Source organism: Mesorhizobium sp. (assembly GCF_041661565.1).
Lineage (GTDB): Bacteria > Pseudomonadota > Alphaproteobacteria > Rhizobiales > Rhizobiaceae > Mesorhizobium.
The window spans coordinates 20,563-43,564 of sequence record NZ_JBAZUD010000005.1; the positions used below are offsets into that span (position 1 = coordinate 20,563).

The 23,002-nt window shown below is 63.8% G+C and carries 26 protein-coding genes; 10 read left to right on the top strand and 16 right to left on the bottom strand.

Annotated features, from left to right (window positions below):
• Positions 1–152 precede the first annotated feature (152 nt).
• From WC739_RS01840 to WC739_RS01850, 3 genes are all read right to left on the bottom strand, one after another.
• A complete protein-coding gene (locus tag WC739_RS01840; RefSeq protein WP_372951301.1) occupies positions 153–719 on the bottom strand; it encodes a DUF6101 family protein in 567 nt (188 codons plus the stop codon).
• A gap of 185 nt (positions 720–904) precedes the next feature.
• On the bottom strand, positions 905–2,335 hold the full coding sequence (locus WC739_RS01845) for an FAD-binding oxidoreductase (protein ID WP_372951302.1): 1,431 nt from the start codon (positions 2,333–2,335) through the stop codon (positions 905–907).
• 9 nt (positions 2,336–2,344) lie between these two features.
• Complete coding sequence (locus WC739_RS01850; protein WP_372951303.1) at positions 2,345–3,319, bottom strand: L-threonylcarbamoyladenylate synthase; 975 nt, start codon at positions 3,317–3,319, stop codon at positions 2,345–2,347.
• A 190-nt stretch (positions 3,320–3,509) separates the two neighbouring features.
• Here WC739_RS01850 and WC739_RS01855 point away from each other — a divergent pair, with 190 nt between their 5' ends.
• Both WC739_RS01855 and WC739_RS01860 read left to right on the top strand, forming a co-directional pair.
• On the top strand, positions 3,510–3,929 hold the full coding sequence (locus tag WC739_RS01855; protein WP_372951304.1) for a hypothetical protein: 420 nt from the start codon (positions 3,510–3,512) through the stop codon (positions 3,927–3,929).
• A 170-nt stretch (positions 3,930–4,099) separates the two neighbouring features.
• Positions 4,100–4,489, top strand: coding sequence for a hypothetical protein (locus tag WC739_RS01860; RefSeq protein WP_372951305.1), 390 nt, complete (start codon positions 4,100–4,102; stop codon positions 4,487–4,489).
• A gap of 76 nt (positions 4,490–4,565) precedes the next feature.
• On the opposite strand, the gene WC739_RS01865 is transcribed toward WC739_RS01860, so the two are convergent.
• From WC739_RS01865 to WC739_RS01890, 6 genes are all read right to left on the bottom strand, one after another.
• Positions 4,566–4,904 carry an ATPase gene (locus tag WC739_RS01865; protein ID WP_372951306.1) on the bottom strand — a complete coding sequence of 113 codons (339 nt, stop codon included), beginning with the start codon at positions 4,902–4,904 and terminating at the stop codon, positions 4,566–4,568.
• A 110-nt stretch (positions 4,905–5,014) separates the two neighbouring features.
• Positions 5,015–7,393: a glycine--tRNA ligase subunit beta gene (glyS, locus tag WC739_RS01870; protein ID WP_372951307.1), complete on the bottom strand. Its 2,379-nt coding sequence runs from the start codon at positions 7,391–7,393 to the stop codon at positions 5,015–5,017.
• 69 nt (positions 7,394–7,462) lie between these two features.
• Positions 7,463–7,861, bottom strand: a complete 399-nt coding sequence (locus WC739_RS01875) for an endonuclease domain-containing protein (RefSeq protein WP_372951308.1) — start codon at positions 7,859–7,861, stop codon at positions 7,463–7,465.
• A gap of 119 nt (positions 7,862–7,980) precedes the next feature.
• The gene (locus tag WC739_RS01880; protein ID WP_181173137.1) at positions 7,981–8,901 is read right to left on the bottom strand and encodes a glycine--tRNA ligase subunit alpha; all 921 of its coding nucleotides are present in this window, start codon (positions 8,899–8,901) and stop codon (positions 7,981–7,983) included.
• A gap of 172 nt (positions 8,902–9,073) precedes the next feature.
• A complete protein-coding gene (locus WC739_RS01885; RefSeq protein ID WP_372951309.1) occupies positions 9,074–10,849 on the bottom strand; it encodes a tetratricopeptide repeat protein in 1,776 nt (591 codons plus the stop codon).
• A 164-nt stretch (positions 10,850–11,013) separates the two neighbouring features.
• Positions 11,014–12,030, bottom strand: coding sequence for a polyprenyl synthetase family protein (locus WC739_RS01890; protein WP_372951310.1), 1,017 nt, complete (start codon positions 12,028–12,030; stop codon positions 11,014–11,016).
• A gap of 202 nt (positions 12,031–12,232) precedes the next feature.
• Here WC739_RS01890 and WC739_RS01895 point away from each other — a divergent pair, with 202 nt between their 5' ends.
• The 6 genes from WC739_RS01895 to moaB all read left to right on the top strand — a co-directional run bounded on the left by WC739_RS01895 (position 12,233) and on the right by moaB (position 15,988).
• Entirely contained in the window at positions 12,233–12,457 is a 225-nt protein-coding gene (locus WC739_RS01895) for a DUF2007 domain-containing protein (RefSeq protein WP_352572767.1), read from the top strand.
• A complete protein-coding gene (locus WC739_RS01900; protein WP_372951311.1) occupies positions 12,454–13,257 on the top strand; it encodes a tRNA1(Val) (adenine(37)-N6)-methyltransferase in 804 nt (267 codons plus the stop codon). Before WC739_RS01895 ends, WC739_RS01900 begins: the two co-directional genes overlap by 4 nt.
• A gap of 79 nt (positions 13,258–13,336) precedes the next feature.
• The gene (locus tag WC739_RS01905; RefSeq protein ID WP_372951312.1) at positions 13,337–14,197 is read left to right on the top strand and encodes a S49 family peptidase; all 861 of its coding nucleotides are present in this window, start codon (positions 13,337–13,339) and stop codon (positions 14,195–14,197) included.
• Positions 14,198–14,338: 141 nt separating this feature from the next.
• Positions 14,339–14,524: a hypothetical protein gene (locus WC739_RS01910; protein WP_372951313.1), complete on the top strand. Its 186-nt coding sequence runs from the start codon at positions 14,339–14,341 to the stop codon at positions 14,522–14,524.
• A 26-nt stretch (positions 14,525–14,550) separates the two neighbouring features.
• Positions 14,551–15,450, top strand: coding sequence for a 4-(cytidine 5'-diphospho)-2-C-methyl-D-erythritol kinase (locus tag WC739_RS01915; RefSeq protein WP_372951314.1), 900 nt, complete (start codon positions 14,551–14,553; stop codon positions 15,448–15,450).
• On the top strand, positions 15,437–15,988 hold the full coding sequence (gene moaB / locus WC739_RS01920) for a molybdenum cofactor biosynthesis protein B (RefSeq protein WP_372951315.1): 552 nt from the start codon (positions 15,437–15,439) through the stop codon (positions 15,986–15,988). The genes WC739_RS01915 and moaB overlap by 14 nt, the downstream gene beginning before the upstream one ends.
• A 21-nt stretch (positions 15,989–16,009) precedes the next feature.
• Here moaB and WC739_RS01925 read toward each other — a convergent pair whose 3' ends face one another.
• A complete protein-coding gene (locus WC739_RS01925) occupies positions 16,010–16,984 on the bottom strand; it encodes a hypothetical protein (RefSeq protein WP_372951316.1) in 975 nt (324 codons plus the stop codon).
• Between the two features lie 146 nt (positions 16,985–17,130).
• Entirely contained in the window at positions 17,131–17,652 is a 522-nt protein-coding gene (locus WC739_RS01930) for a glycosyltransferase (protein WP_372951317.1), read from the bottom strand.
• Positions 17,653–17,802: 150 nt separating this feature from the next.
• Between WC739_RS01930 and WC739_RS01935 the strand changes: the two genes are divergently transcribed.
• Entirely contained in the window at positions 17,803–18,957 is a 1,155-nt protein-coding gene (locus WC739_RS01935; RefSeq protein ID WP_372951350.1) for a PA0069 family radical SAM protein, read from the top strand.
• Between the two features lie 152 nt (positions 18,958–19,109).
• Complete coding sequence (locus WC739_RS01940; protein ID WP_372951318.1) at positions 19,110–19,805, top strand: ribonuclease HII; 696 nt, start codon at positions 19,110–19,112, stop codon at positions 19,803–19,805.
• A gap of 232 nt (positions 19,806–20,037) precedes the next feature.
• Here the strand turns inward: WC739_RS01940 and WC739_RS01945 are convergent, their stop codons facing one another.
• From WC739_RS01945 to WC739_RS01965, 5 genes are all read right to left on the bottom strand, one after another.
• Complete coding sequence (locus tag WC739_RS01945; RefSeq protein WP_372951319.1) at positions 20,038–20,529, bottom strand: F0F1 ATP synthase subunit B; 492 nt, start codon at positions 20,527–20,529, stop codon at positions 20,038–20,040.
• A 10-nt stretch (positions 20,530–20,539) separates the two neighbouring features.
• Positions 20,540–21,139: a F0F1 ATP synthase subunit B gene (locus WC739_RS01950; protein ID WP_372951320.1), complete on the bottom strand. Its 600-nt coding sequence runs from the start codon at positions 21,137–21,139 to the stop codon at positions 20,540–20,542.
• A gap of 67 nt (positions 21,140–21,206) precedes the next feature.
• Positions 21,207–21,431 carry a F0F1 ATP synthase subunit C gene (locus tag WC739_RS01955; protein ID WP_013896722.1) on the bottom strand — a complete coding sequence of 75 codons (225 nt, stop codon included), beginning with the start codon at positions 21,429–21,431 and terminating at the stop codon, positions 21,207–21,209.
• Positions 21,432–21,504: 73 nt separating this feature from the next.
• The gene (locus tag WC739_RS01960) at positions 21,505–22,263 is read right to left on the bottom strand and encodes a F0F1 ATP synthase subunit A (RefSeq protein ID WP_372951321.1); all 759 of its coding nucleotides are present in this window, start codon (positions 22,261–22,263) and stop codon (positions 21,505–21,507) included.
• A gap of 85 nt (positions 22,264–22,348) precedes the next feature.
• Positions 22,349–22,753 carry an AtpZ/AtpI family protein gene (locus tag WC739_RS01965; RefSeq protein WP_372951322.1) on the bottom strand — a complete coding sequence of 135 codons (405 nt, stop codon included), beginning with the start codon at positions 22,751–22,753 and terminating at the stop codon, positions 22,349–22,351.
• Positions 22,754–23,002: the final 249 nt, after the last annotated feature.

Genomic DNA, 23,002 nt, shown 5'->3' on the forward strand with positions numbered 1-23,002 from the left:
CTCCCCCTGTGGGAGAAGGTGGATCGGCGCGCAGCGACGAGACGGTTGAGGGGTGCGTGACGGAGTGCCGCCCTCGCCAAGCTGGAACACCCCTCATCCGACCGAGCTTCGCTCGGCCACCTTCTCCCTCAAGGGGAGAAGGGGGTCCCATCCTAATCCCTTGAGATGATCTCCTGGCCGTCGACGACGAGCCTCAGACCAAGATCCCCGGCCCTGCGGCGAGCGAGGAAGCGCGGCCGCCGCGTGGTCGAGACACGGCCCTTGCGGCGATCCTGCGGCGGCAGCGCCTTGATGGCGGCGCCGAGCGATTCTTCCAGCGTGCGGGCGACGCCGTCCGATTCGATGAGCAGCATGGGCAGGCGATAGGCGTCCGCCCAGGCGCGCCAGTCGGCGGCGACATCCTCCAGATCCTCGGCCACCAGCAGCGGCACCGACAGCATCGGGTCGTTGTGAAGCAGTTCCAGGGTCACCGTGACATTGCCGTCCGGATCTTCCATGGCGCGGGCGGCGACGCCGCGGAACGCATTGGCCGGCAGGGCGATGATCGCCGGCACGCCGCTCATCTCGAGAATGCGGCGGATCACGGCGCCGCGTTGATCGATTGTGAAGGTCACGTCGCCATAGTCGTCGCGGGTCGCGTAGCTCACCATTTGCGGCAGGCGGAATGGGTCGAGGCGCATGTTGCGCCCGGCCCAGACTGGCTTCAGTCCGGTGTTCATAGAGTGCCTTCCTGTCTGTCTCCTGAGAGCCGGTGTCCGGTTCTCTCCGGGCCGGTTATTCCGGCCTCGTTTGTGAGGTCACAGTAGCGCCGGCTCCTTACCGCCGCGCTTAAGAAGTTCGGTTAAATTTTGCTGATCTCGGGGATGGTTATCGGAATGCCACCAGCCACTATATGTTGAAAGGATCAGATAACCTTACCGGGATTCATGATGCCGGCCGGATCGACGGCGGCCTTTATCCGGCGCATCAGGTCGATCGCCATCGGCGGCGCGGTCTCGATCAGTTCGTCGCGCTTCAACTGGCCGATGCCATGCTCGGCCGAAATCGAACCGTGAAAGCCGCGCACCACGTCGTGCACTGCCCTGTTCATGGTGTGGTACAGGTCGAGGAAGGCTTGGTCTTCGCCACCCACGGGCCGTGAGATGTTGTAGTGCAGATTGCCGTCGCCCATGTGGCCGAAGCAGACCACGCGCGCGCCCGGGCTCACCGCGGCCACGGCCTCGGCGGCCTTGTCGATAAATTGCGGAATCGCTGCGATCGGCACCGAAATATCATGCTTGATCGACGCCCCCTCGGGCTTCTGCGCTTCGGGAAGCACCTCGCGGAAATTCCAGAAGGCGTCGCCTTGCGCCAGGCTCGCGGCGATGACGGCGTCGCCGACCATCTCCTGCTCGAGGCCGACCGAGAGAACCTCCTCGATCAGGCCCCTCGCGTCCTCGGCCGAGCGACCCGAGGAAATCTGCATCAGCACGTACCAGGGCCAGTCCTCGACGAGCGGGCGCACAACGCCTTGTGCGTGCGCCAGCGTGAAGTCGTAGGGCCGCCTGCCGATCAGTTCGAAGGCGGTGAGCGCCGAGCCGGCGCGGTCCATTGCCAGGCCGAACAGCGAAAGCGCCGCCTCCGGCGAAGACAGGCCGACGAAGGCCACTTCCCTGGCTTTCGGTTTCGGAAACAGCTTGAGCACCGCGGCGGTGATGACACCGAGCGTGCCCTCGGCGCCGACGAACAGGTCTTTCAGGTCGTAGCCGGTGTTGTCCTTCTTCAGCTTGCGCAGATCGTCGAACACTTCGCCCGTCGGCAGCACCACTTCGACGCCGAGGCAGAGTTCGCGCGCATTGCCATAGGCAAGCACACCGGTGCCGCCCGCGTTGGACGACAAATTGCCGCCGATCTGGCAGGAGCCTTGCGCCGCCAGCGACAGAGGAAACAGCCGGTCCGCGGCGTCCGCCGCCTCCTGCAGCGTCTGCAGGATGACGCCGGCCTCCACCGTCACCGTGTTGGACAGCACATCGATCTCGCGAATGCGGTTCAGCCGCGACAGCGACAGGATGATCTCGCGGCCGGTCCTGTCCGGCACCTGGGCGCCGACCAGCCCGGTGTTGCCGCTTTGCGGAACCACCGGCGTGCCGGACTCGGTCGCCAGCCGCATGATCCGGCTGACCTCGTCGACGTTGCCCGGCCGCAGCACCAGCGATGTCGCGCCATGCCAGAGCCCACGCCGCTCGGTGAGGTAAGGCGCTATCTCGCGCTCATCGCGCAGCGCATATCTATCGCCGACGATTGCCGCGAAGCGATCAATGAGAGCCTTGTCGAGCGGTCGTGGAAATTCGGTCATGCGGGAAAACTATGCCGCCGGCGCCGGGTTGTCACGAGGAGCGGCCGCGCGCGACAACCGATCGTTGATAGCCTCGCCAAGCCCGTCGAACGGGATCGGCTCGACGGCGATGGCGCGCGCGCCGACGCGATCGAGATCTTGCATATGGGCGAAAAGATTGCTCGCCGCCTCGCGCAGGTCGCCCGATGCCGAGAGGTTGCGGAACGCGGCGGCGTGTTGCCAGCCTTCCGCCCGCCGATCGCCGAAGGCCAGCAGGGCTTCACCCTCGGCGACGGTCCGCGCATTGAGCCGTACAGCGGCGTCAGGCGCATAGTGCGAGGCAAGCATGCCGGGAGCCTCGATGCCGGCAACGCCGCCACGCAGGATCTGCATGCCGGTGGCCGCTTCGATCTCTTCTGCGGCGATGCCGCCGGGCCTGAGCAGGCGCAACCCTGTACCTTCGACCTTGACGATGGTCGATTCCAGCCCCACCGGCGTCGCGCCGCCATCGACCACCAGCCTGATCCTGTCGCCCAGATCGGCCGCAACCGCCTGTGCGGTCGTCGCGCTGATCCTGCCAGAAGAATTGGCGCTGGGCGCGGCGATGGGGTGGCCGAGGTTTGCGATCAGATCGCGGCCAAAGCCCCTCGGCATGCGCAGGGCAATCGTATCGAGCCCGGCCGTCACGAGTGGATGTATGCCGTTGCCGCGCCGTTGCGGCAGAACCAGCGTCAAGGGGCCCGGCCAGAACGCAAGCGCCAGTTCTTCCGACAGCGGATCAAAAAGCCCGATACGTTCGGCCATAGCCATGTCGGCGACATGGGCGATCAACGGGTTGAAGCGTGGCCGCCCCTTGGCTTCGAAAATGCGTGCCACGCCGATGCCGTTGGTGGCATCGCCGGCCAGCCCATAGACGGTTTCCGTCGGAATGGCGACGACATCGCCGGCCCGCAGCAGCGCCAGAGCCGGCTTCAACGCCGCGCCGGCGGCAAGTATTTCAGCCACTCTTTTCACCTCGCAGATGCGGCCTGCGTAATACGACGGCGGCTGTTGGGCAAGTCGATGTTGGCCAAACCCCGCGTCGGCTAGACCCGGCGTTGGCGATCTATCAATCTCTAAAATGCTATGTTTCAACGAAAGCCGGCATCAATTCCGCCCCGTTACCATGCGGTTTCCGGGGCAAGGGGAGCTATTCGTGTCTGTTCGTATCCTGTTGGGGCTAACTGTCGCCACGTTGACTGGCGGCGCTCACGCTTCGTCGCTGGTGTTTCCCGGCGCGTCTTCCTCGACGCCCTCGATCGTTGCGCTGTCGGCCGCCGGCGAAACCAGGGCGCGCGATGTGGTGGCCATGGGCGAGCCCGGTGTCACCTATGAAAAAGTAGCGGCGGTTCCGGCGCCACCGGTGCGACACGTATTCATGCCGGCCCCCGTCATCATTCGCGGCGGCGTCGTCGGCGGAAACGCCATCGTGCCGACCCAAGGGACGGCGCCGGTCGCTGCTACCGCGCCCGTGACCGCCTCGGCAGACTCCCCGCCGGAGGCACAGCAGAATCCCACCGAACCCGCGTCACCACAGGAACCGGCGGCCGCGGTCCAGCCAGCCAGGACCAAGTAGCCACTGTTCCAATGGCCGACCAGCTACAACCCCGAATGGCTTGACGGCGACCCGGTGCCCCGCGCACCATCGCCGGGCAGATTACAGGGGCATCAGGTCGGCGACGCAGCCGCCTGAATTTCATCAAGCGGCGATGGCATAGGCGCTTTGTCGTTCAAAGGGGGTTGATCATGAGACTATCCAGGACCGTCACCGTGGCCGGGCTTCTGCTGGCGTCGCTGCTGGGCGCCAGTGCGGCGCATGCCGATGATATGCTGGGATCCTATGTCGCGCGCATTTCCGATCGGGATCATCAGGCGAGTGACGGCTACGCGCTCGACAACGCCGCCCAAATGGTGCGCCAGGACCGTGCCAACTGGCATAAATTCCATCGCCGCGACCGCGACGACGAGGGCGATGCGTGGTTCAGGAGCAATGACCAGCGCGCCGACCTGCAGCGCATGCTGGAACGCCCCGGCGCGATGAGTTCCTCGACCCGGCGCGCCATCGTCAACGGCGAGCCGCTGATCCAGGTCGACGTCTACGAAAACAGCGTGCGCGTGAGCATTCTCGAAAACTGACGCGCCGGGATCACTTGACGAAATGAAGGGCGACGCTCACGCGCCGCCCTTTCCCCTGACAAGAGCGGATCGAAACTCAGGCCGCTTCTTCCTTGTCGTCTTCATCGTCCTCGGACTCGTCCTCTTCGGATTCGTCGTCGCCTTCGGCCTTCACGCTGTCGTCGGCGTCATCTTCGTCTTCGTCTTCGTCCTCATCTTCGTCTTCGTCGTCACCCGACAGAGTGGCGGCTTCGGCGTCGTCTTCATCAGACTCATCGCCTTCTTCATCGTCGCCGTCCTGGTCGTCATCCGACAGATCCGCTGCCTCGACAGTGACGGCCGCGGCACGATCGAGGTCGGTTTCGGAAGCGGATTCGAGCGCCTCGGCGGGAGCCGGGGTTTCTTCAGTCACTTCGATTTCGTGATCGGAATTCATGGAAGCCTCCGTTTGGTTGGGGAACATGTCCCTTTTGCCACGGAGAGGTCATCGTCATATGACTGTAAGCCGGCGCGAACGGCCGGCCCGAACAAATTTTTCTTAGTCGCTCAACCGGCGATTTTCGAGAAATCCGCGACCTGGCCGGTGGCTGTTCTGATGCGGGCGAGCAGGGCCAGACGGTTGGCGCGCACGGCCTGGTCCTCATCATTCACGAGAACATGATCGAAGAATGAATCAACCGGTTCACGCAAGACGCTAAGCGCCAGCAGTGCGCCGGAAAAGTCTTCGTTTTGAATCGCTTCGCCGGCTTCTTTCTCAGCTTGATTCACTGCCGCAAACAAAGATTTCTCGGCTTCGTCACGAAGCAACGCCGGCTCAACGGTCTCCCCGACCGTGGTTTTCTTCTTTTCCTCGGCGGCCAGGATGTTGGCGGCGCGCTTGGTGCCGGCCAGCAGGTTCCTGCCTTCCTCGGTGTCGAGGAACTTGCCCAGGGCCTCGACGCGGCGGGCAATGCGCAGCAGGTCGTCGGACTGCGGCGTTATGACGGCGTCGATGAGATCGTGCCGCGCCCCCTGGTCGCGGAGGTAGACTTTCAGGCGGTCGTGGAAAAAGGCGAGGAGGTCGGCGATGAATGGCGACAAGGATGCCTCCAGCTCCATCATACGCTGGCCATCAAAGAACTCTTGCTCCTGATCGGCTGAGCCGGAGGTTCGCGAATTCGCGTTGGCCAGTCCGCCTTTCAACAGCCCGGCGATCAGGCCCGCTTCCGACAGCAGCTGGCTGGCCCCCTTGTAGTCGCGAATACGGGAATCGAGCATAGACACCACGCCACGGCTCGCGGCGCCCTCGCCCAGTCTTTCATAGGCGGCGAGCGCCGACGAGACCGCGTCCGCAATGGCGACGCCCAAGGAAAGCGTGATCCTGTTTTCCAGTATGATCCTCACCACGCCAAGCGCCGCCCGTCGCAGCGCGTAGGGATCCTTCGATCCTGTCGGCTTTTCGTCGATGGCCCAGAAGCCGGCCAGCGTGTCGAGCTTGTCGGCGAGCGCCACGCTGATCGAGACCGGGTCGCCCGGCACGCGATCCGATGGCCCCTGCGGCTTGTAGTGTTCTTCCGCGGCGGCAGCCACAGAGGCATGCTCGCCCTGCAGCAGCGCGTATTTGCGACCCATGGCGCCTTGCAGTTCCGGAAATTCGCCAACGACTTCGGTCTGCAGATCAGCCTTTGCAAGAACCGCTGCACGACTCGCCAAGGCCGGATCGGCGCCGACGATCGGCGCCAGATCCTCAGCCAATCGCTTGATCCGTTCCACCCGCTCGCCCTGTGTTCCGAGCTTGGTATGGAAGGTCACATTGAGATGGTCGAGGCGGGCCATCCGCTGATCGAGCGGCTTCGTCAGATCAAGCCCGAATTTCTCCGCCGATGCTTCGAGTCGGCCAAGATCCGGCAAATCGCCCTGGTCGGTCGTCCAGAAATAGAGTGCGTCGGAGAGGCGGGCGCGCACCACCTTGCCATTGCCATGGGCGATCTCCCTGCCCCCATCGCTGGCCTCGATGTTGGCGGTGAGGATGAAGCGGTTGGAAAGCGCGCCGACGGCACCCCGCGGCCGCGTGACGAAGCATTTCTGGTTGGCGCGGATGGTCAGCCGGATGACTTCGGCGGGAATGGCGAGGAAAGCCTGCTCGAATTCGCCCATCAGCACGACGGGCCATTCGACGAGGCCAGACACTTCTTCGAGCAGCCCCTCGTCCTCGACCAGGTCGAGTCCGTTGGCGAAGGCGAGGTTACGCGCGTCAGCAAGGATGATCTCCTTGCGCCGGTCTGCGTCGAGCACGACCTTCGCCGCCTCCAGCTTGCTCACATAATCGTCGAAGCGGCGCACGGTGATGGCACCGGGTGCATGGAAGCGATGACCGTAGGTGATGTTGCCCGAGCGGATGCCGTCGATCTCGAAGTCGACCACCACCGGCTCCTCGGTCTCCGGGCCGAACGTGCACAGGATCGATTGCAGCGGCCGCACCCAGCGCAACGAACCCGGCTTTGCCGAGGCCGGCCCCCAGCGCATCGACTTCGGCCACGGGAAGCTGCGGATGATATTTGGCACCAGTTCGGCGATGATCGCTTCCGCCGCCCTGCCCGGCTTCGAAATATGGGCAACATAGAAGTCGCCCTTCTTCGGGTCGGAATGCACATGGGCCTCAGCGATCGACGACAACCCGGCCTTGCGCAGGAAGCCCTGGATCGCCTGTTCAGGCGCGGAGGCCGACGGGCCCTTGATCTCTTCGCTTACATCCTTGGAGCGCGCGGTGAGGCCCCTTACGTCGATCACCAGCCGCCGTGGCGTCCAGTACTCGCGCGCCGCTTCATAGGTCAGTCCCGCCTCGACCAGGCCGTCGGTCAGCATTTTCCTGAGATCACCCGCCGCCTTGCGCTGCATGCGGGCGGGAATCTCTTCCGAGCGAAGTTCTAGAAGCAGGTCAGGCATGATTAGCTCCTCACCCTCCCCTTGATGGGGAGGGTCGGCGCGTTAGCGCCGGGGTGGGGTGGCGGCGTCTCAATCTCTAGCGCCCTCGGCGTCTCGCGAGCCAAGGTGAGCTTTTCGTTCTTCCACCGCCGCATAAATCGTATCGAGCACGGAATCCAGTTCGTTCTTGATTTCATGGTTCCAGAACCGGACGACGCGATAGCCTCGGCTCTCGAACCATTTTGTTCGACGTTCGTCATGGTGCTGCTGGCTATCGAAGCTGTGATGAGCTCCATCCACCTCGATGATCAGCTTCAGCCGGTGTGAGATGAAATCGGGGAAATAGATTCCGACCGAAGCCTGCTTGCGGAAATGAGTGCCTTCGACCGGAATGCGCCACAGATGCCGCCACAAGATGCGTTCCTCGTCGGTCATTGCCGCACGGAGTCGTTGCGCGGATTGCTGCTTGAACCGGTCGAGTTTCGGCATGGAAAGTCGCGCTGTTACCCCCACCCGCCGCTTCGCGGCGACCTCCCCCATCAAGGGGAAGGTAAAAAGCGCATAGCAACTCGGCCGACCGCTGTCACCCTTTCCAGACCAGCCAGCCTCTAGGCCGCCAACCCGCCCGCCTGGGTTTTCAGGAACGCCTCGCCGCAGGCTTTCGCCAGATTGCGCACCCGCAGGATGTAGCTCTGCCGCTCGGTGACCGAAATCACGCCGCGCGCGTCGAGCAGGTTGAAGACATGGCTGGCCTTGATGCATTGGTCGTAAGCCGGGAAGACCATGCGGTGCATCGGGAGATTGTCGTTCGAAGCAGGCGCACCGGCATCGAGCAGGGCCTTGCACTCGGCCTCGGCGTCCTCGAAGTGGCGCAGCAGCATCGCGGTGTTGGCGTATTCGAAATTATGACGCGAATATTCCTGTTCGGCCTGCAGGAAGACGTCACCATAGGTGACCTTGTCGGCGCCTTCGCGGCCGTTGAAATTGAGGTCATAGACATTGTCGACGCCCTGCACATACATGGCCAGCCGTTCAAGCCCGTAGGTCAGTTCGCCGGCCACCGGCGCGCATTCGATGCCGCAGACCTGCTGGAAATAGGTGAACTGCGACACTTCCATGCCGTCGCACCAGCACTCCCAGCCCAGGCCCCAGGCGCCCAGCGTCGGGCTTTCCCAATCATCCTCGACGAAGCGGATGTCGTGCAGCAGCGGATCGACGCCGATCGCCGCCAGCGAGCCGAGATAGAGCTCTTGAAGGTTAGGCGGATTCGGCTTCAGGATCACCTGGTACTGGTAATAATGCTGCAGCCGGTTCGGGTTCTCGCCATAGCGGCCATCCTTGGGGCGGCGCGAAGGCTGGACATAGGCGGCGTTCCAGCGACGCGGCCCAAGTGCTCGCAGCGTCGTCGCCGGATGAAAGGTGCCGGCGCCGACCTCCATGTCGTAAGGCTGGAGGATGACGCAGCCATAGGCCGCCCAGTAATTGTGCAAGGTCAGGATCAGCCCCTGGAACGAGCGGCTGGGGTGCATGTGGGCGGGGATTTCAACGGTCACGGTGGCCTCGACAGCAAAGGCTAGCTTGCCGGCACGTCGTAGACACACGATGGGAAAGCGTCAAGCAAGGCGCGTCGGACGTGTCGCCGAGCTTGCGGTAGGAAAACGGGGCTCCGTATGGATGCCCCGTTCACAATCTTGTGGCGCCTTACCCCTTCGGGGCGGGAACTGGCTCAGGCTTGACCTTCGGGGTCTCCTGCGCCGTGTTGGATTCGATCGGCGGCAGGCCCTTCATCAGCTTCTGCTGCAAGGTGGCGAGCACGTCGGGATCGGGCTTTAGGTCGCGCGCCTGGTTCCACTGGAACGTGGCTTCCAGTTTGCGGCCGACGCGCCAGTAGGCATCACCGAGATGGTCGTTCAGAACCGGATCTTCCGGCTTCAGCGACACGGCGCGTTCCATTTCGCGCACCGCGTCATCGAATTTGCCCATGCGGAAATAGGCCCACCCCAGGGAATCGACGATGTAGCCATCGCTTGGCCTGAGATCCACGGCCTTCTGGATCATCGCCAGGCCTTCCTTGAGGTTCATGTTCATGTCGACCCAGGAATAGCCGAGATAGTTCAGCACCTGCGGCTGGTCGGGGACCAGTTCCAGCGCCTTACGAAAATTCGGCTCGGCCTTCGGCCATTCCTTCAGCCGCTCATAGGCGATGCCGCGCTGGTAGAAGATATTCCAATTGGCAGCGGTCGGCGTCTTCAGCACGGCGACGGCCTTGTCGTAGAGATCGGCCGCCGAGCGGAAATCATCCTTCGACGAATAGACGCCGCCGAGCGCCAGATAGGCACGCATGTCATCGGGATGGGCGTCGACGAAGGACTTCAGATGGGTGATGGCCTCGTCCTGGCGGTTGAGATCGGCAAGGTTGAGACCAAGCTGCAGGTCCGAAAGCTCCTTCAGCGGCGATGAGGCCGGAATTCGCCGATAGAGCGCGATGGCTCCCTCGCCATCCTTCAATTGCTCGGAAACGGCCGCGAGTTGTACCAGCGCCGCGTCGCTATCGGGCTTCAGGGCCAGCGCATATTGCAGATAGAGGCGCACGAAAGGCTCGCCGCCCCCACGATTGAGCGCGGTGGCGACATCGAGCAGTATCTCGGAAGCTCCGTCGGCCGGACCGGAAACGAAGGGCTCGAGCTTGTCGCCCTTGCTGATCTTGTCGCGCAAGGCGACGATTTCAAGCTTGCCCGGCGCGAACGCCTCGGCCTGGTCGAGCACCGACAGCGCCTTGGCCTTGTCGCCCTTGCGGGCCAGGAACGAGGCGTAGGCCTGGGCATTGCGCATCCAAGTTTCGGGAGCGGAACCGCCGGCAGCGGTATCCTGCATCGTCGCCGCATAGATCGCATCGGCCTTTTCCGGCATGCCAGAAGCATCGGCGATAAGCGCGCGATGGAACGACTTGAACAGCCCGAACCAATCCGGTCCCTGGAGCTTGTCGATGGAAGCCATCGCATCGCTGGCCTGGCCGGCGCCTTGCTCGGCCCAGCCGGACATCACCCCGGAAATCAGGCGGTCCAGGTCGGATTCCAGCGCCAGCTTGAGCCAGTACTGCGCCTTGGTGAAATCCTTCTTGTGGAAGGAATCGACCGCCAGCGCCAGACGCGAGAAGCGCTCGACGTCGGGAACTTCCTTGAGCTTGTCGGCATAGACCAGCGATTCCTCGAACCGGCCCTGCGCGATCAGCGACAGCATCAGGCTCTGTTGCAGGTTGGTGTCGCCGGGGTCGAAGGCCAGGGCCTGCTTGTAGTAGGCGATCGCGCTTTCGAGGTCGTTGTCACCTTCGGCGATACGCGCGGCCAGATAGGCTCCCGAGAACGACGTGATCTTGACCGGTTCGGTGGTCTGCTTGGCGTAGGCCGGCAGGGCCGAGATCGCCATGCCCGTCACAATTGCCAGCCTTGTCAGCCAGCGCGCACGTCCTTGCCGCATCGTATCCCTTTCAGCCAGGCGCCATCTCCGCGTCAGCGGGATCGACGTAGACTCGATCTTTGCTGATAAAGCATGGCCTTTTTGGGGTCGCGCTTCAATCGCCTCGAATTCACAATCGGGTCAGCCGATTAACAAACCATGGCCGGGCGTCCTGGCAACGCTTCTCAGTTCACCCGGCTGATGCAGAAATCGATGACGTCGATCAGCGCCGATTTCTGCGGCGTTGATTCCAGCGGCGCCAGCGCATCGCGGGCGATCTCGCCGAAATGGCGGGCGCGGCCGATCGTGTCGGCGATGGCGCCGTGGCGGGTCATCAGGCCGACAGCCTTTTCCAGGCCGGCATCGTCGGTGACGTTCTCCTCGATGGCGCGCTTCCAGAAGGTGCGCTCGGCCTTGCTGCCGCGCCGGTAAGCGAGAATGACCGGCAAGGTCACCTTGCCCTCGCGGAAATCGTCGCCGACATTCTTGCCGAGATCCTTGCTGCTGCCGCCATAGTCGAGGGCGTCATCGATGAGCTGGAAGGCAAGGCCGAGATTCATGCCATAGGAGCGCAGCGCCGCACGGTCGTTGCGGGTGGCCTGGGCGATGACGGGGCCGACTTCGGCGGCGGCGGAAAAAAGCGCCGCGGTCTTGGCCTTGATGACGGCGAAATGCTCGTCCTCGGTGGTCTCGAGGTTCTTGGCGGCGGCAAGCTGCATCACCTCGCCCTCGGCGATGATGGAGGCCGCGCTCGACAGGATATCCAGGGCTTCGAGCGAGCCGACATCGACCATCATGCGGAAAGCCTGGCCGAGCAGGAAATCGCCGACCAGGACGCTCGCCTGGTTGCCCCAGATCATGCGGGCGGTCTTGTTGCCGCGCCGCATGCCGCTTTCGTCGACGACATCGTCGTGCAGCAAAGTGGCGGTGTGCATGAATTCGACCGAAGTGGCGAGCTTGACGTGCCCCTCGCCAGCGTAACCGAACATCTGCGCGGCGGCGAGCGTCAGCATCGGCCGCAGCCTCTTGCCGCCCGACGAGATCAGATGGTTGGCGATCTCGGGGATCATCTCGACGTCGGAGCCGGCCTTGGACAGGATCAATTTGTTGACGCGACCCATATCGGCCGCCGTCAGATCGATGAGATCCTTGATGGAGGCTGGCTCCCGCTTTCCGTTTTCGATGTTGAGAACGACACCCACGACAAACACTCCCGTCTTGGTATAACGCGTGCGACGGCACCCTTAGTCCCGCTGGACTCTAGGGCGGCGGACACGGCCACGGCAAGTGGCGAATTGGCGCGGCGTCGACAACAGTTTGCCATTCGATGCCCAAGAGCACTGTCTTGCCACGGGAATCCGGCGGCCGGTTTACAGAAGCGCCGCAAACTGAGAGTTTCGCCCGATGATCGAGCTTATCCGCACCAATGACGCCGTCATCATCTCCTTCGTCGAATCGCTGATGCGCGATGCCGGCATCGGCTGCTTCGTCGCCGACCAGAACATGAGCGTGCTGGACGGCTCGCTCGGCATCCTGCCGCGACGCGTCATGGTCGACGCCGACCAGGCCGACGCGGCCCGCCGCATCCTGACAGATGCCGGCATCGCCAACGAGATCCGCGGCAATTGACCTCCGCCGCGCCAGCCGCGCTTGCCCCGGACACGCCGGCCCACACGGTCGACGCCTTCCATCGCGGCCGCTTCTGGCTCGTGCAGCCCAAGCATGGCGGCCATCGCGCCGGCATGGATGCGATGATGCTGGCGGCGGCCGTGCCATCCTCGTTTGGCGGTCGCCTCGCCGATTTCGGCGCCGGCGCGGGAGCCGCGGGACTGGCGGTGCTGTCGCGCTGCCCGACCGCCGAGACCGTGCTGGTCGAACGGGCGCCGGAGATGGCGGCTTTCGCGGCGGCCAGCCTTGCCCACCCCGGCAATGCGCATCTCAGCGACCGCGCCTCGGTGCTCGTCGCCGATGTGACGGCGTCTGGCCAGGCTCGGGCAGCCGCAGGCCTCGCCGACCATGATTTCGACTTCGTCATCATGAACCCGCCCTTCAACGCCGCGCGCGATCGCGCCACGCCGGATCGGCTGCGAAGGGAAGCCCATGTCATGGAGGACGGGCTGTTCGAGAGCTGGATCCGAAGCGCCGCGGCGGTCGCCAGGCCGCGCGGCGGGCTGGCCGTCATCGCGCGGCCCGAACAGCTCGGCGCCATTCTGGATGCTATGGTAGGGCGTTTCGGCGACGCCGAGCTGCTCGCGGTTCATCCTCGCCCCGACGCAGCGGCGATCCGCATTGTCGTCAGGGCCGCACTCGGCGCGCGGGGCAAACTTGCCATCCGCCCTCCCCTGATGCTCCACGCGCAATCCGGCAACGGCCCCGACGCGCGCAGCGAAATGATCACCAACGGTCTCGCCTCGCTGTTTGGAGATTGAGCTATTCCCGGCGAGCCGCATTGCCGTTGGCCGGGAAATGCCTACATGCCTGCAACCATCGACTGGAGACCGCGCCCTCGTGAAACGCCTTTTCAACCGCCTGCTGCCGAAATCCTGGCGCTCCAACGTCGTCACGATCCCCGTTATCCGGCTGCACGGCACGATCATGTCGGGCGGACAATTCCGGCAGAACCTGTCGCTGGCCTCGACCGCCGGCCTCATCGAGAAGGCGTTTTCCTTCGACGCGCCGGCCGTCGCCATCTCGATCAATTCGCCGGGCGGCTCGCCGGTTCAATCGCGGCTGATCTTCAAGCGCATCCGTGACCTGGCGAGCGAGAAGAACAAGGAGGTCCTCGTTTTCGTCGAGGATGTCGCGGCATCGGGCGGCTACATGATCGCCGTCGCCGGCGACGAGATCTTCGCCGATCCGTCCTCCATCGTCGGTTCGATCGGCGTCGTGTCGGCCTCGTTCGGCTTCCCGGAACTGATGAAGAAGATCGGTGTCGAGCGCCGCGTCCACACCGCCGGACAGAACAAGGCGGTGCTCGATCCGTTCAAGCCGGAGAAGCAGGAAGACATCGAGCGCCTGAAGGCGTTGCAGCTCGAGGTTCATGAGACCTTCATCGACCTGGTCAAGGAGCGGCGCGGTGCCAAGCTCAAGGACGATCCGGACCTCTTCACCGGCCTGTTCTGGACCGGCAAGACGGGGCTTGAACTTGGCCTGATCGACGCCCTCGGCGACATGCGGTCGGTGCTGAAGGCCCGTTTTGGCTCCAAGACCCGGCTCAGACTGATCACGGCGCCGCGCGGTTTCCTCAGCCGCTTCGGCCTGTTTGGATCGACCAAGGGCTTTTCGGTGCCCGAGATCGCCGCGGCCGCCGCCGGCGGGGTGATCGATGCGGCGGAAGAACGCGCATCATGGGCTCGGTTCGGGCTTTGAAAAAGCCACAAAGCCGTCTAGCATATGAGACTTGACGTCTCGTGCATGTCGTTTTGCCAAAATCGGATCCTCCTTTGGGCGACATGCAGCAACCGACCCGACCGGCCGCCTTCGCCGGCCCAGCGTGGGAGGAGTTTTGGCATGCCGCAGATCATTTTCTTCACCGTCGTCGTCGCAGCCGCCTATTTCGGCTACCGCACCTTCGTGCGAGAAGCCGAGCGCGTGACGGCCAAGGTGCGGCGCACTGAAAAGCAGGCGGCCAACGGCGCGATAGGAACCTTGGTCAAGGATCCGAAAACCGGCGAATACCGGTTGGCCAAGGACTGAGCATCATCTCGCAGACGACGGACACGGTGGACACCGGCATCGGTTCACGGACCCTGCATGCGCATGCCAAGATCAATCTTGCGCTGCATGTCACCGGCCGGCGTCCCGATGGCTATCACCTGATCGAAAGCCTGGCGGTGTTCACGCGTTTTGGCGACAGGGTCGAGATCGCTCTCGCCGACAGGGATGATTTCACCGTGTCCGGCCGTTACGCGCCGGCGGTCCCTCTCGACGCCAGCAACCTTGTCTTGAAAGCCCGGGACGCCCTGCGGCACGCGGCTGGACCGGAGCAGACACCGCCGGTCGCCATCAGGCTCGAAAAGAACCTGCCGGTCGCCGCCGGCGTCGGCGGCGGGTCGAGCGATGCCGCGGCCGTGCTGCGCGGACTGGCGCAGACCTGGGGTCTGGACGTGGACGACACCGAACTGGCGCGGATCGGTCTTACGCTCGGCGCCGATTTACCGATGTGCCTGGCGGCAAAGCCGCTGGTGGCGCGCGGCATCGGCGACGAGCTATCGATGGTGCCGGATTTTTCGGCGCTTGGGCTGGTGCTGGTCAATCCAGGAACGCCGGTCTCGACGGCGGATGTGTTCGCCGCACTTTCCCGTCGCGACAACGAGCCATTGCCGCCACTGCCGCCCAGCATCGACTTCCACAGCTTGCGCAACTGGCTGGAGATCACCCGCAACGATCTCGAGACGGCGGCCATGGCGATGCAGCCGGCCATCGGCAGGGCGCTTTCCTGGCTGGACAAGGCAGGATCGGGCTTCTCGCGGATGTCAGGGTCCGGCGCGACATGTTTCGGCCTGTTCGAGACCGGCAATGTCGCCAAGCGCGCCGCGGCCGAAATCCGTAGCCGCCAGCCCGACTGGTTCGTCGCGGCGACGCGCAGCATCGCCTCGGAGGGTACCGATGCCCAGACTTGACGAAAGCCGGTCCTTCGTTCCCGTGCGTATCGCGGTTCTGACCGTCTCCGATACGCGCAGCCTTGCCGACGACAAATCCGGCCAGACGCTGGCCGATCGGATCACCGAAGCCGGTCATATCCTGGCTGCCCGCGATATCGTCACCGATGACCGGGAAAAAATCCGCGACAAGGTGCTTGGCTGGTCAAAGGACGCGGCGATCGATGTCGTGATCACCACCGGCGGCACCGGCTTCACCGGGCGCGATGTGACCCCCGAAGCGCTGGAGCCGATCTTCGAAAAGCGCATGGACGGTTTTTCGGAAGTGTTCCACCGCATTTCGTACGACAAGATCGGCACGTCGACTATCCAGAGCAGGGCGACCGGCGGCGTCGTCAACGCCACCTTCGTCTTCGTGCTGCCGGGTTCGCCCGGCGCCTGCAAGGACGCCTGGGACGGCATCCTTAAGGCGCAGCTCGACTACCGGCACATGCCTTGCAACTTCGTCGAGATCATGCCGCGCCTCGATGAGCATCTGCGGCGCGGCGGCAACGCATAAACGATCTCGCGCCCGGCCTGCTCAGCGAATGACCGGCTCGCCATGAAATCGCCGGCGCGAAGGCGACGATACACCGAAGCCGACCTCCATCATCAGCCGCGGCGTGCGTGACGGCACCGTGCCCATGTGGAAGCCGAAGGGATCCTCGACGAAGCCCAGTCCGGCCTCACCGGTCAATGTCACCGGGCTCTGCTCGCCATAGACATCCAACACCTCTTGCGCGGAGTGGCCGACGAGAAGCGTGAACTGATGCTTCAGGCTACGGCGCTTGTGGCTGCCCCTGACATAGACATGGGGACCGGTGTCGGCGTCGACGGGCTTGATGTAGAAGAAGAATTTCAGCATGCGCCAATCGTCGAGATCGAAATGATACTTGCCGAGCGAGGCGAGGTTCTTGTCGGCATCCGACGCGGCACCGGTCGGAAAGCTCCACCAGACGCGGGTCGTGATCATCTTCGCCTGGCCGCCGAGATAATGCGCTGCAATATCCAGCAGCAGCGGATCGCGCTGGACGGCGAGCGCCGCATCGCAATCGAGCGTGCGCTCGAAATAGTGGCCGCTGAGCAACGGCCGGCCGAAACGCTTTTCCGCCTGCGCATGCTCGGCCGGCATGAATTCCAGGCGGCGGTCGAAATTGCCGAAACAGGGCGTGCGCTCGGCGAACCGGGCGATCTCCTCGTGGATCGCCGCTGGCAGGACCAGCCCGGAAAAGAGCCCATCCGAACGGAGCGCGTTGACGGCCGCGGCACGATCGACGCCTCTGAACATGGTGTCCTTCGCATTCGCGGCCGGGGGCGCCGGTTTCGCCCCGAGCCAATGCAGCCTCCGCCCCGCCAAGGTCCGCGCCAGCACGAACATGGGCAGCCATGCAGGGTTTTCGCGGAGATCCTTGAGGTAGGTTGGCACACGCACGGCGATGCGACGCATCAGACCGCCGTTGCGCGCGATGGATTCGAGACTGGCGGCGCCGGATTTGTCGGGGGCTGAAAGGGTCATCGAGGGCCTCGCACATCGCACAAACACCGATGCCGTATCGATGCTCACCGCTTGCTATGATCCAAACCCAATTCAACCGCCACGCCGGCAGAATAACCCCAGGCGACCTATTGTGCAATGCACAATGACCGGAAGCAGGTGCAAACTCACTTGGAGTGGCGGTTTTCCTGCCTGGGCGGCGCCACCCAGATCTCGGCGTCGAGCTTTTTCGTCGCCAGGCCGCGCGCGACCGCCTCGGCGCTGCCGGCACTTTTCGCCACCGCCTGGCGCTTGCTGATCACCAATCCTTCGGCCAACGCCCGGTTACCCGAAAAGACGCGGGCCAGGAACGGCGTACGGCTGCCATGCGCCCGCGAAAACCGTGCCGCCATTGTTTGCCTTGCCGTGTGGGAGACTACAGCGTCGATCCAACCCTCGACCAGCCGAGCGCCCGGCTCAAGCATCAGCAGCCAGTCACCCTTGGCCTGGCGGATGCCGGCAGCCACCCCACCGCTGCGCACATACTGGCAGCCGGCATGTTCGGCGACACGGTGGGTGTGATCGGTGGAGCCCGCGTCACAGACGATGACCTCCCGCACCACGCCCTCCACAGCCCCGCCAACCAGGGAAGCGAGGGTACGGGCGAGAGCCTCCTCGTCATTGCGGGTTTCGATGAGAACGCTGAGCATCCTTAGCCGAATAGCGGAAAGTGCGAGGCAGCGCCAGTTGCCGCGTCGCAGCATAAAAAGTTCTTGCTTTGTTCTCATCGGCAAAATAGGAATAATTTCATGAACAGATCGATTCGAAGCAACTCGGACAGTCCCTGGGAGCGGGCGAAGATGGAACAGATCGTGCGCGCCGACATTGCAGCTTTCGGAGCAGGACGTGCCGAGATGGCCAATGCGATGATCGAGCAAAGCGGCGTGCGTGTCCGTCCGGACCGCAACCGGGGACGTTCGGCGGGGATAAACCCGTCGGGGCGGTTCGAGCCGGTCAGCCGTCATGTGTTCGACGATGGCTGGAATTCCCTGGAAGAACTGCCGCCGTTCAAGACCGAGGTCCAGGTCGAAAAGCCGCGCACCATTATCACCCGCAATGAATCGCCTGATATTTCCTTCGATCGTTCGATCAATCCCTATCGCGGCTGCGAGCATGGCTGCGTCTATTGCTTCGCCCGGCCGACGCATAGTTTCATGGGTCTGTCCCCGGGCCTCGATTTCGAATCCAAGCTGTTCGCAAAGCCCGACGCGGCAAGGCTGCTCGACAAGGAACTGTCGAAAGACGGCTATCAGCCGCGCACCATCGCCATAGGCACCAACACCGACCCGTACCAGCCGATCGAGAAGCAGTACCGGATCATGCGCGAGATCCTCGAAGTGCTGGAGGCGCGCGGCCATCCGGTCGGGATCGTGACGAAATCCGCCCTGGTGACGCGCGACATCGACATCCTGTCGCGCATGGCCGAACGCGGATTGGCCAAGGTGGCGCTGTCGGTGACGACGCTCGATCGCATGCTGGCGCGCACCATGGAGCCGCGCGCTTCGACACCGACCAAGCGGCTGGAGGCGATCCGGCAGCTTTCGGATGCCGGCATTCCGGCCTCGGTCATGGTGGCGCCGATCATTCCCGGCCTGACCGACCAGGAGATGGAGCGTATCCTTGATTCGGCAAGCGCCGCCGGGGCGCGCGAGGCTGGCTATGTCGTGTTGCGCCTGCCGCTGGAGGTCAGCCCGATCTTCAAGGACTGGCTGTTGCGTCACTATCCCGACCGTTATCGCCACGTGATGTCGCTGATCCGTTCGATGCGCGAGGGCAAGGATTACGATTCGGAATGGGGCAAGCGCATGAAGGGCGCCGGTCCCTACGCATGGCAGATCGGCCGACGCTTCGAAATCACGGCCAAGCGCCTCGGCCTCAATGCCGAGCGCCGCACGCTGCGGACCGACCAGTTCGTCGCAGCCGGCAAGGATCAGGAGCAGCTGATGCTGCTCTAGGGACCGAATCATCGCCGGCTGGCTCCTTGTGCCACGGCAAACAATCCCGTCCGGCCTGCCCCGGCCTGCAGACGGTGCCCTCCCGGTCCGGCGCCCCACCCGACCCGGAGGGACTTGCGGAGAATCGGAGCCGATGCGAACCTCGCCGCAACATGGCTCGCGCGCGTTCCGATTCTCCGCCTCTCTTTGAAATCATCGAGAGACCAGACTTCTCCTTCGAGACGAAGGCGATGGCCGAGGGGCTGTGGCCCGTCGCCGGCATGGATGAGGCCGGCCGCGGCCCCCTGGCCGGCCCGGTGGTCGCGGCAGCGGTGGTGCTCGACCCCGCCAACATTCCAGAAGGCCTCGACGATTCCAAACGGCTCAGCCATTTGCAGCGTGAGGCGCTGTTCCTGAAAATCCTGGGCTCGGCCCTGGGCGTTTCGATGGCTTCGATCAGCGCCGAGGGAATCGACGGCAGCAACATCCTCAAGGCCAGCCTGGAGGCGATGCGCCGCGCACTGGTCGGACTGCCGGTTCAACCGAAGCTAGCTCTGGCCGACGGACGCGACGTGCCGCCTGGGCTGCCCTGCGCCGGCCGGGCGCTGATCAAGGGCGACCAGCGCTCACAATCCATCGCCGCCGCCTCGATCGTGGCCAAGGTAATGCGTGACCGCATGATGTGCGGCTGCGGCAACCACCACGACCGCTACGGCTTCGAGGTCCACATGGGCTATGCCACGGTGCGCCATCGCACGGCCATCGAGGCGCATGGTCCGGTCGCGCGGCTGCACCGCGTGTCGTTTTCACCGTTCAGGCTGGGCGGAATCGAGGTGGCTGAAGAAGAGGGCCTTGCCGGATTGGATTGAGCTGAGCGCCTGGCGGGTGATCCCCCCTTTGGAGGATGCCCGGCAGGCCAGAGGGGGTCGCCGCGTGCGAAGCGCCGCCTTATTGTTCGCCGCATAGTAAGGTCGTGACAGGAGATACGGATCCAATCTGTCACCTTCGGCGACTTCTCCCCATCAAGGAGGGTGATTATCCGCGCCAACAAAAAAGCCGCCAGTCACCCGGCGGCTTTGATCCTTGATTGAGATATCAAGTTCAGTTCAGCTTCGACCTGACGTCCTGCAGCGAAGCCTTGAACAGGTCAGCGCCGGCCTTGGCGTCGATCTTGCCGGCGAGCAGCGTGCGGGCGGCCTCCACAGCGATATCGACGGCGCTGGCGCGCACTTCGGCAACCGCGTCGCGCTCGGCCTGGCCGATCTTCTGCTCGGCAAGCGCGGTACGGCGCGCGACATAGTCCTCGGTCTTCTGATGCGCATCGGCGGCAAGAATTTCGGCCTCGCGCTTGGCGGCGGCGACGATGTCGGCTGCCTCCTGCTCGGCTTCCTTGCGTTTGCGCTGATACTGGCCGAGCAGTTGCTGGGCTTCCTCGCGCAGGCGCCGCGCCTCGTCCAGCTCATTGCTGATCCTGGCGGCTCGGGCGTCGAGTGCCTTGGCGATCATGCCGGGCACCTTGATGTAGATGGCGACGCCCAGGAAGATAATGAGGGCTATCGTTGCCCAGAGCGTCGCGAGAGATGTGGCGTCCATGATGCGCTCCTCACCCAGCCACGGACTTGACCGCGGCAGCGATCTCGGCCTTGCTGGCCTTGCCGCCGAACAGTGCCTCGACGATCGCCGAAGTGGTGTCTTCGGCGATGCTGCCGACTTCCTTCATGGCATTGGCCTTGATGGACGAGATCCGTGCCTCGGCCTCGCCAAGCTTTTCGTCGAGCGCGGCCTCGACCTTCCTGCGCGCGGCGTCGGCATCGGCCTTGGCAGCATCGGCGGCCTGCTGGCCGATCGAGTTGGCGTTCTTCTTGGCTTCCGCCAAGTCCTGCTCGTAGGCAGCGACGGCAGCGTCGGCCTCGGCTTTCAATTTGGCCGCCTGGTCGAGGTCGCGGCTGATGCGATCGTTGCGGACATCGATGATGCCGCCGACGCGCGGCATCACCACGCGCTTCAGGAACAGATAGAACAGCCCGAAGGTGATCGCCAGCCAAAGGAGCTGCGACGGGAATGTCGCCGGATCGAATGGCGGAAACGTGCCATGCGCTTCGGCAGGCACGCCGGTGCCGGAATGCGTTTCGCCTTCCGTCGCAGCGTGGCTGGTGTCGGCCGCAGGCGCGGACTCTTGCGCGAAGGCAGATGTCACGAACATGGACTATCCCCTGATATCAGGCCCGCCGCCCAAGCGGCCGGCCCGTCCAATCTTCCCAACGCTCGGTTCAGCCGAACAGGGCTAGAAGCGCGATGAGAAGCGAGAAGATGCCCAGAGCTTCGGTCACGGCGAAGCCGAAGATCAGGCGGCCGAACTGGCCATCGGCAGCCGACGGGTTGCGCAGGGCGCCCGAGAGGTAGCTGCCGAAGATGTTGCCGAGGCCAATGCCCGCGCCACCCATGCCCAGGCAAGCGATGCCGGCGCCGATGTACTTTGCTGCTTCTGCGTCCATTTGTTCAACTCCTTTGGATCTAAAATTCCGTTGCGATTCCATCCGGCGCCAATATCGGGCCGGAAATTCTTGGTCAGTGCCCGGGATGCAGGGCGTCGTTGAGATACATGCAGGTCAGCACGGCAAACACATAGGCCTGCAGGAAGGCAACCAGCAATTCGAGCGCCGTCAGCGCCACCGCCATCGCCAGAGGCAGGATCGATCCCGCGATGCCAAGCGCGCCAAGTGCGCTCAGGCTGACGACAAATCCCGAAAACACCTTGAGCGTGATGTGGCCGGCCAGCATGTTGGCGAACAGACGAACCGAAAGGCTGACCGGGCGCGACACGAAGGAGATCACTTCGATCAGCACCACCAGCGGCAGCAGGTAGACCGGAACGCCATGCGGCACGAACAGTTTCAAGAAGCCCAGGCCATGCTTCATGAAGCCATAGATGATCACGGTCGCGATCACCAGCACGGCCAGCCCGAAAGTCACGATGATGTGGCTGGTGATGGTGAAGAAATAGGGGAAAAGGCCGAGCAGGTTGGCAACCAATACGAACATGAACAGCGAGAAGACCAGCGGAAAGAACTTCATGCCCTGCGTGCCGGCGGCATCGCGCAACATGTTGCCGACGAACTCGTAGGCCATTTCCGACACCGACTGGAGCCGGCCGGGAACGAGGCTGCGGCTGGATGTCGTGAGAAACAGGAAGGCGGCGGCGACCACCACGGTGGTGACCATGAACAAGGCGGAATTGGTGAAAGACAGGTCGTAGCCGCCGATGTTGATCGGAACCAGCTTGGTGATATGGAACTGGTGGATCGGATCGACCTTGTCAGCTGCCACGTTCAAAACCCCGTCAATGCCGCGTACGGCCAAATAAACAGCGCCGCCCGAAAGCGGCTATTTCCAAATGTCGCCCGAACGGCGCTCATTTGCGTTCGTTCCGGTCAGGGCGCGACTTGCCCTGTCCAAATTCTGCCACAACGCCCGCGGAACGCATGACATTGAGTACGCCGGCGCCAAAACCAAGCAGCAGGAAAACGATCAGACCCCACGGCGATGTCCCCGCCAGACGGTCGATGATCCAGCCTATGCCTGCGCCCACCACCACTCCAGCGATAAATTCGCTGGAGAGCTTGACCGCCTGGCCATAACCGGCCGCACTGCCCGCTTTCGCGTCGTCTTTCCCCTCAAGCCGGTTCGGCAGCCTTGTCGCAAGCGATGCTTCAAGGTCGCGCCGGCGGCGCTCGAGATCGTCGTCACGGATGTCGGCGTGATCCTGTTTGCCGGGGCCGGTTTCTCCGGTTCCGTCTGGCCCGTTCTTGTCGGCCATCGCAACCCCCTCGCCCGGCCAGAGCAATGCCGTCTGTCCGCTTCTAAAGTCGCCGGCAACATAGTTAGAGGGTTTGCGCCCGTCAAGCCACGGGCGACGCTTCAAGTCGATGTATTTTCTGCTGAAAAATCAATTGCTTACGAAGGTGCGACATCGTGCCCATCACGGCGGCGTGAGCGCGTCGGCCGAATCCTCCGGGCCACAGCTCCAAGATCGGACGCACTGCGCGGAAACGGACACCGCGTCTTC

Coding starts and splice junctions, on each gene's coding strand:
- WC739_RS01840 (WP_372951301.1), bottom strand. CDS start 719: ATGAACACCGGACTGAAGCCAGTCTGGGCCGGGCGCAACATGCGCCTC.
- WC739_RS01845 (WP_372951302.1), bottom strand. CDS start 2,335: ATGACCGAATTTCCACGACCGCTCGACAAGGCTCTCATTGATCGCTTC.
- WC739_RS01860 (WP_372951305.1), top strand. CDS start 4,100: ATGAGACTATCCAGGACCGTCACCGTGGCCGGGCTTCTGCTGGCGTCG.
- WC739_RS01865 (WP_372951306.1), bottom strand. CDS start 4,904: ATGAATTCCGATCACGAAATCGAAGTGACTGAAGAAACCCCGGCTCCC.
- glyS (WP_372951307.1), bottom strand. CDS start 7,393: ATGCCTGACCTGCTTCTAGAACTTCGCTCGGAAGAGATTCCCGCCCGC.
- WC739_RS01875 (WP_372951308.1), bottom strand. CDS start 7,861: ATGCCGAAACTCGACCGGTTCAAGCAGCAATCCGCGCAACGACTCCGT.
- WC739_RS01880 (WP_181173137.1), bottom strand. CDS start 8,901: ATGCACCCCAGCCGCTCGTTCCAGGGGCTGATCCTGACCTTGCACAAT.
- WC739_RS01885 (WP_372951309.1), bottom strand. CDS start 10,849: ATGCGGCAAGGACGTGCGCGCTGGCTGACAAGGCTGGCAATTGTGACG.
- WC739_RS01895 (WP_352572767.1), top strand. CDS start 12,233: ATGATCGAGCTTATCCGCACCAATGACGCCGTCATCATCTCCTTCGTC.
- WC739_RS01910 (WP_372951313.1), top strand. CDS start 14,339: ATGCCGCAGATCATTTTCTTCACCGTCGTCGTCGCAGCCGCCTATTTC.
- moaB (WP_372951315.1), top strand. CDS start 15,437: ATGCCCAGACTTGACGAAAGCCGGTCCTTCGTTCCCGTGCGTATCGCG.
- WC739_RS01925 (WP_372951316.1), bottom strand. CDS start 16,984: ATGACCCTTTCAGCCCCCGACAAATCCGGCGCCGCCAGTCTCGAATCC.
- WC739_RS01930 (WP_372951317.1), bottom strand. CDS start 17,652: ATGCTCAGCGTTCTCATCGAAACCCGCAATGACGAGGAGGCTCTCGCC.
- WC739_RS01935 (WP_372951350.1), top strand. CDS start 17,803: ATGGAACAGATCGTGCGCGCCGACATTGCAGCTTTCGGAGCAGGACGT.
- WC739_RS01940 (WP_372951318.1), top strand. CDS start 19,110: ATGGCTCGCGCGCGTTCCGATTCTCCGCCTCTCTTTGAAATCATCGAG.
- WC739_RS01945 (WP_372951319.1), bottom strand. CDS start 20,529: ATGGACGCCACATCTCTCGCGACGCTCTGGGCAACGATAGCCCTCATT.
- WC739_RS01950 (WP_372951320.1), bottom strand. CDS start 21,139: ATGTTCGTGACATCTGCCTTCGCGCAAGAGTCCGCGCCTGCGGCCGAC.
- WC739_RS01955 (WP_013896722.1), bottom strand. CDS start 21,431: ATGGACGCAGAAGCAGCAAAGTACATCGGCGCCGGCATCGCTTGCCTG.
- WC739_RS01965 (WP_372951322.1), bottom strand. CDS start 22,753: ATGGCCGACAAGAACGGGCCAGACGGAACCGGAGAAACCGGCCCCGGC.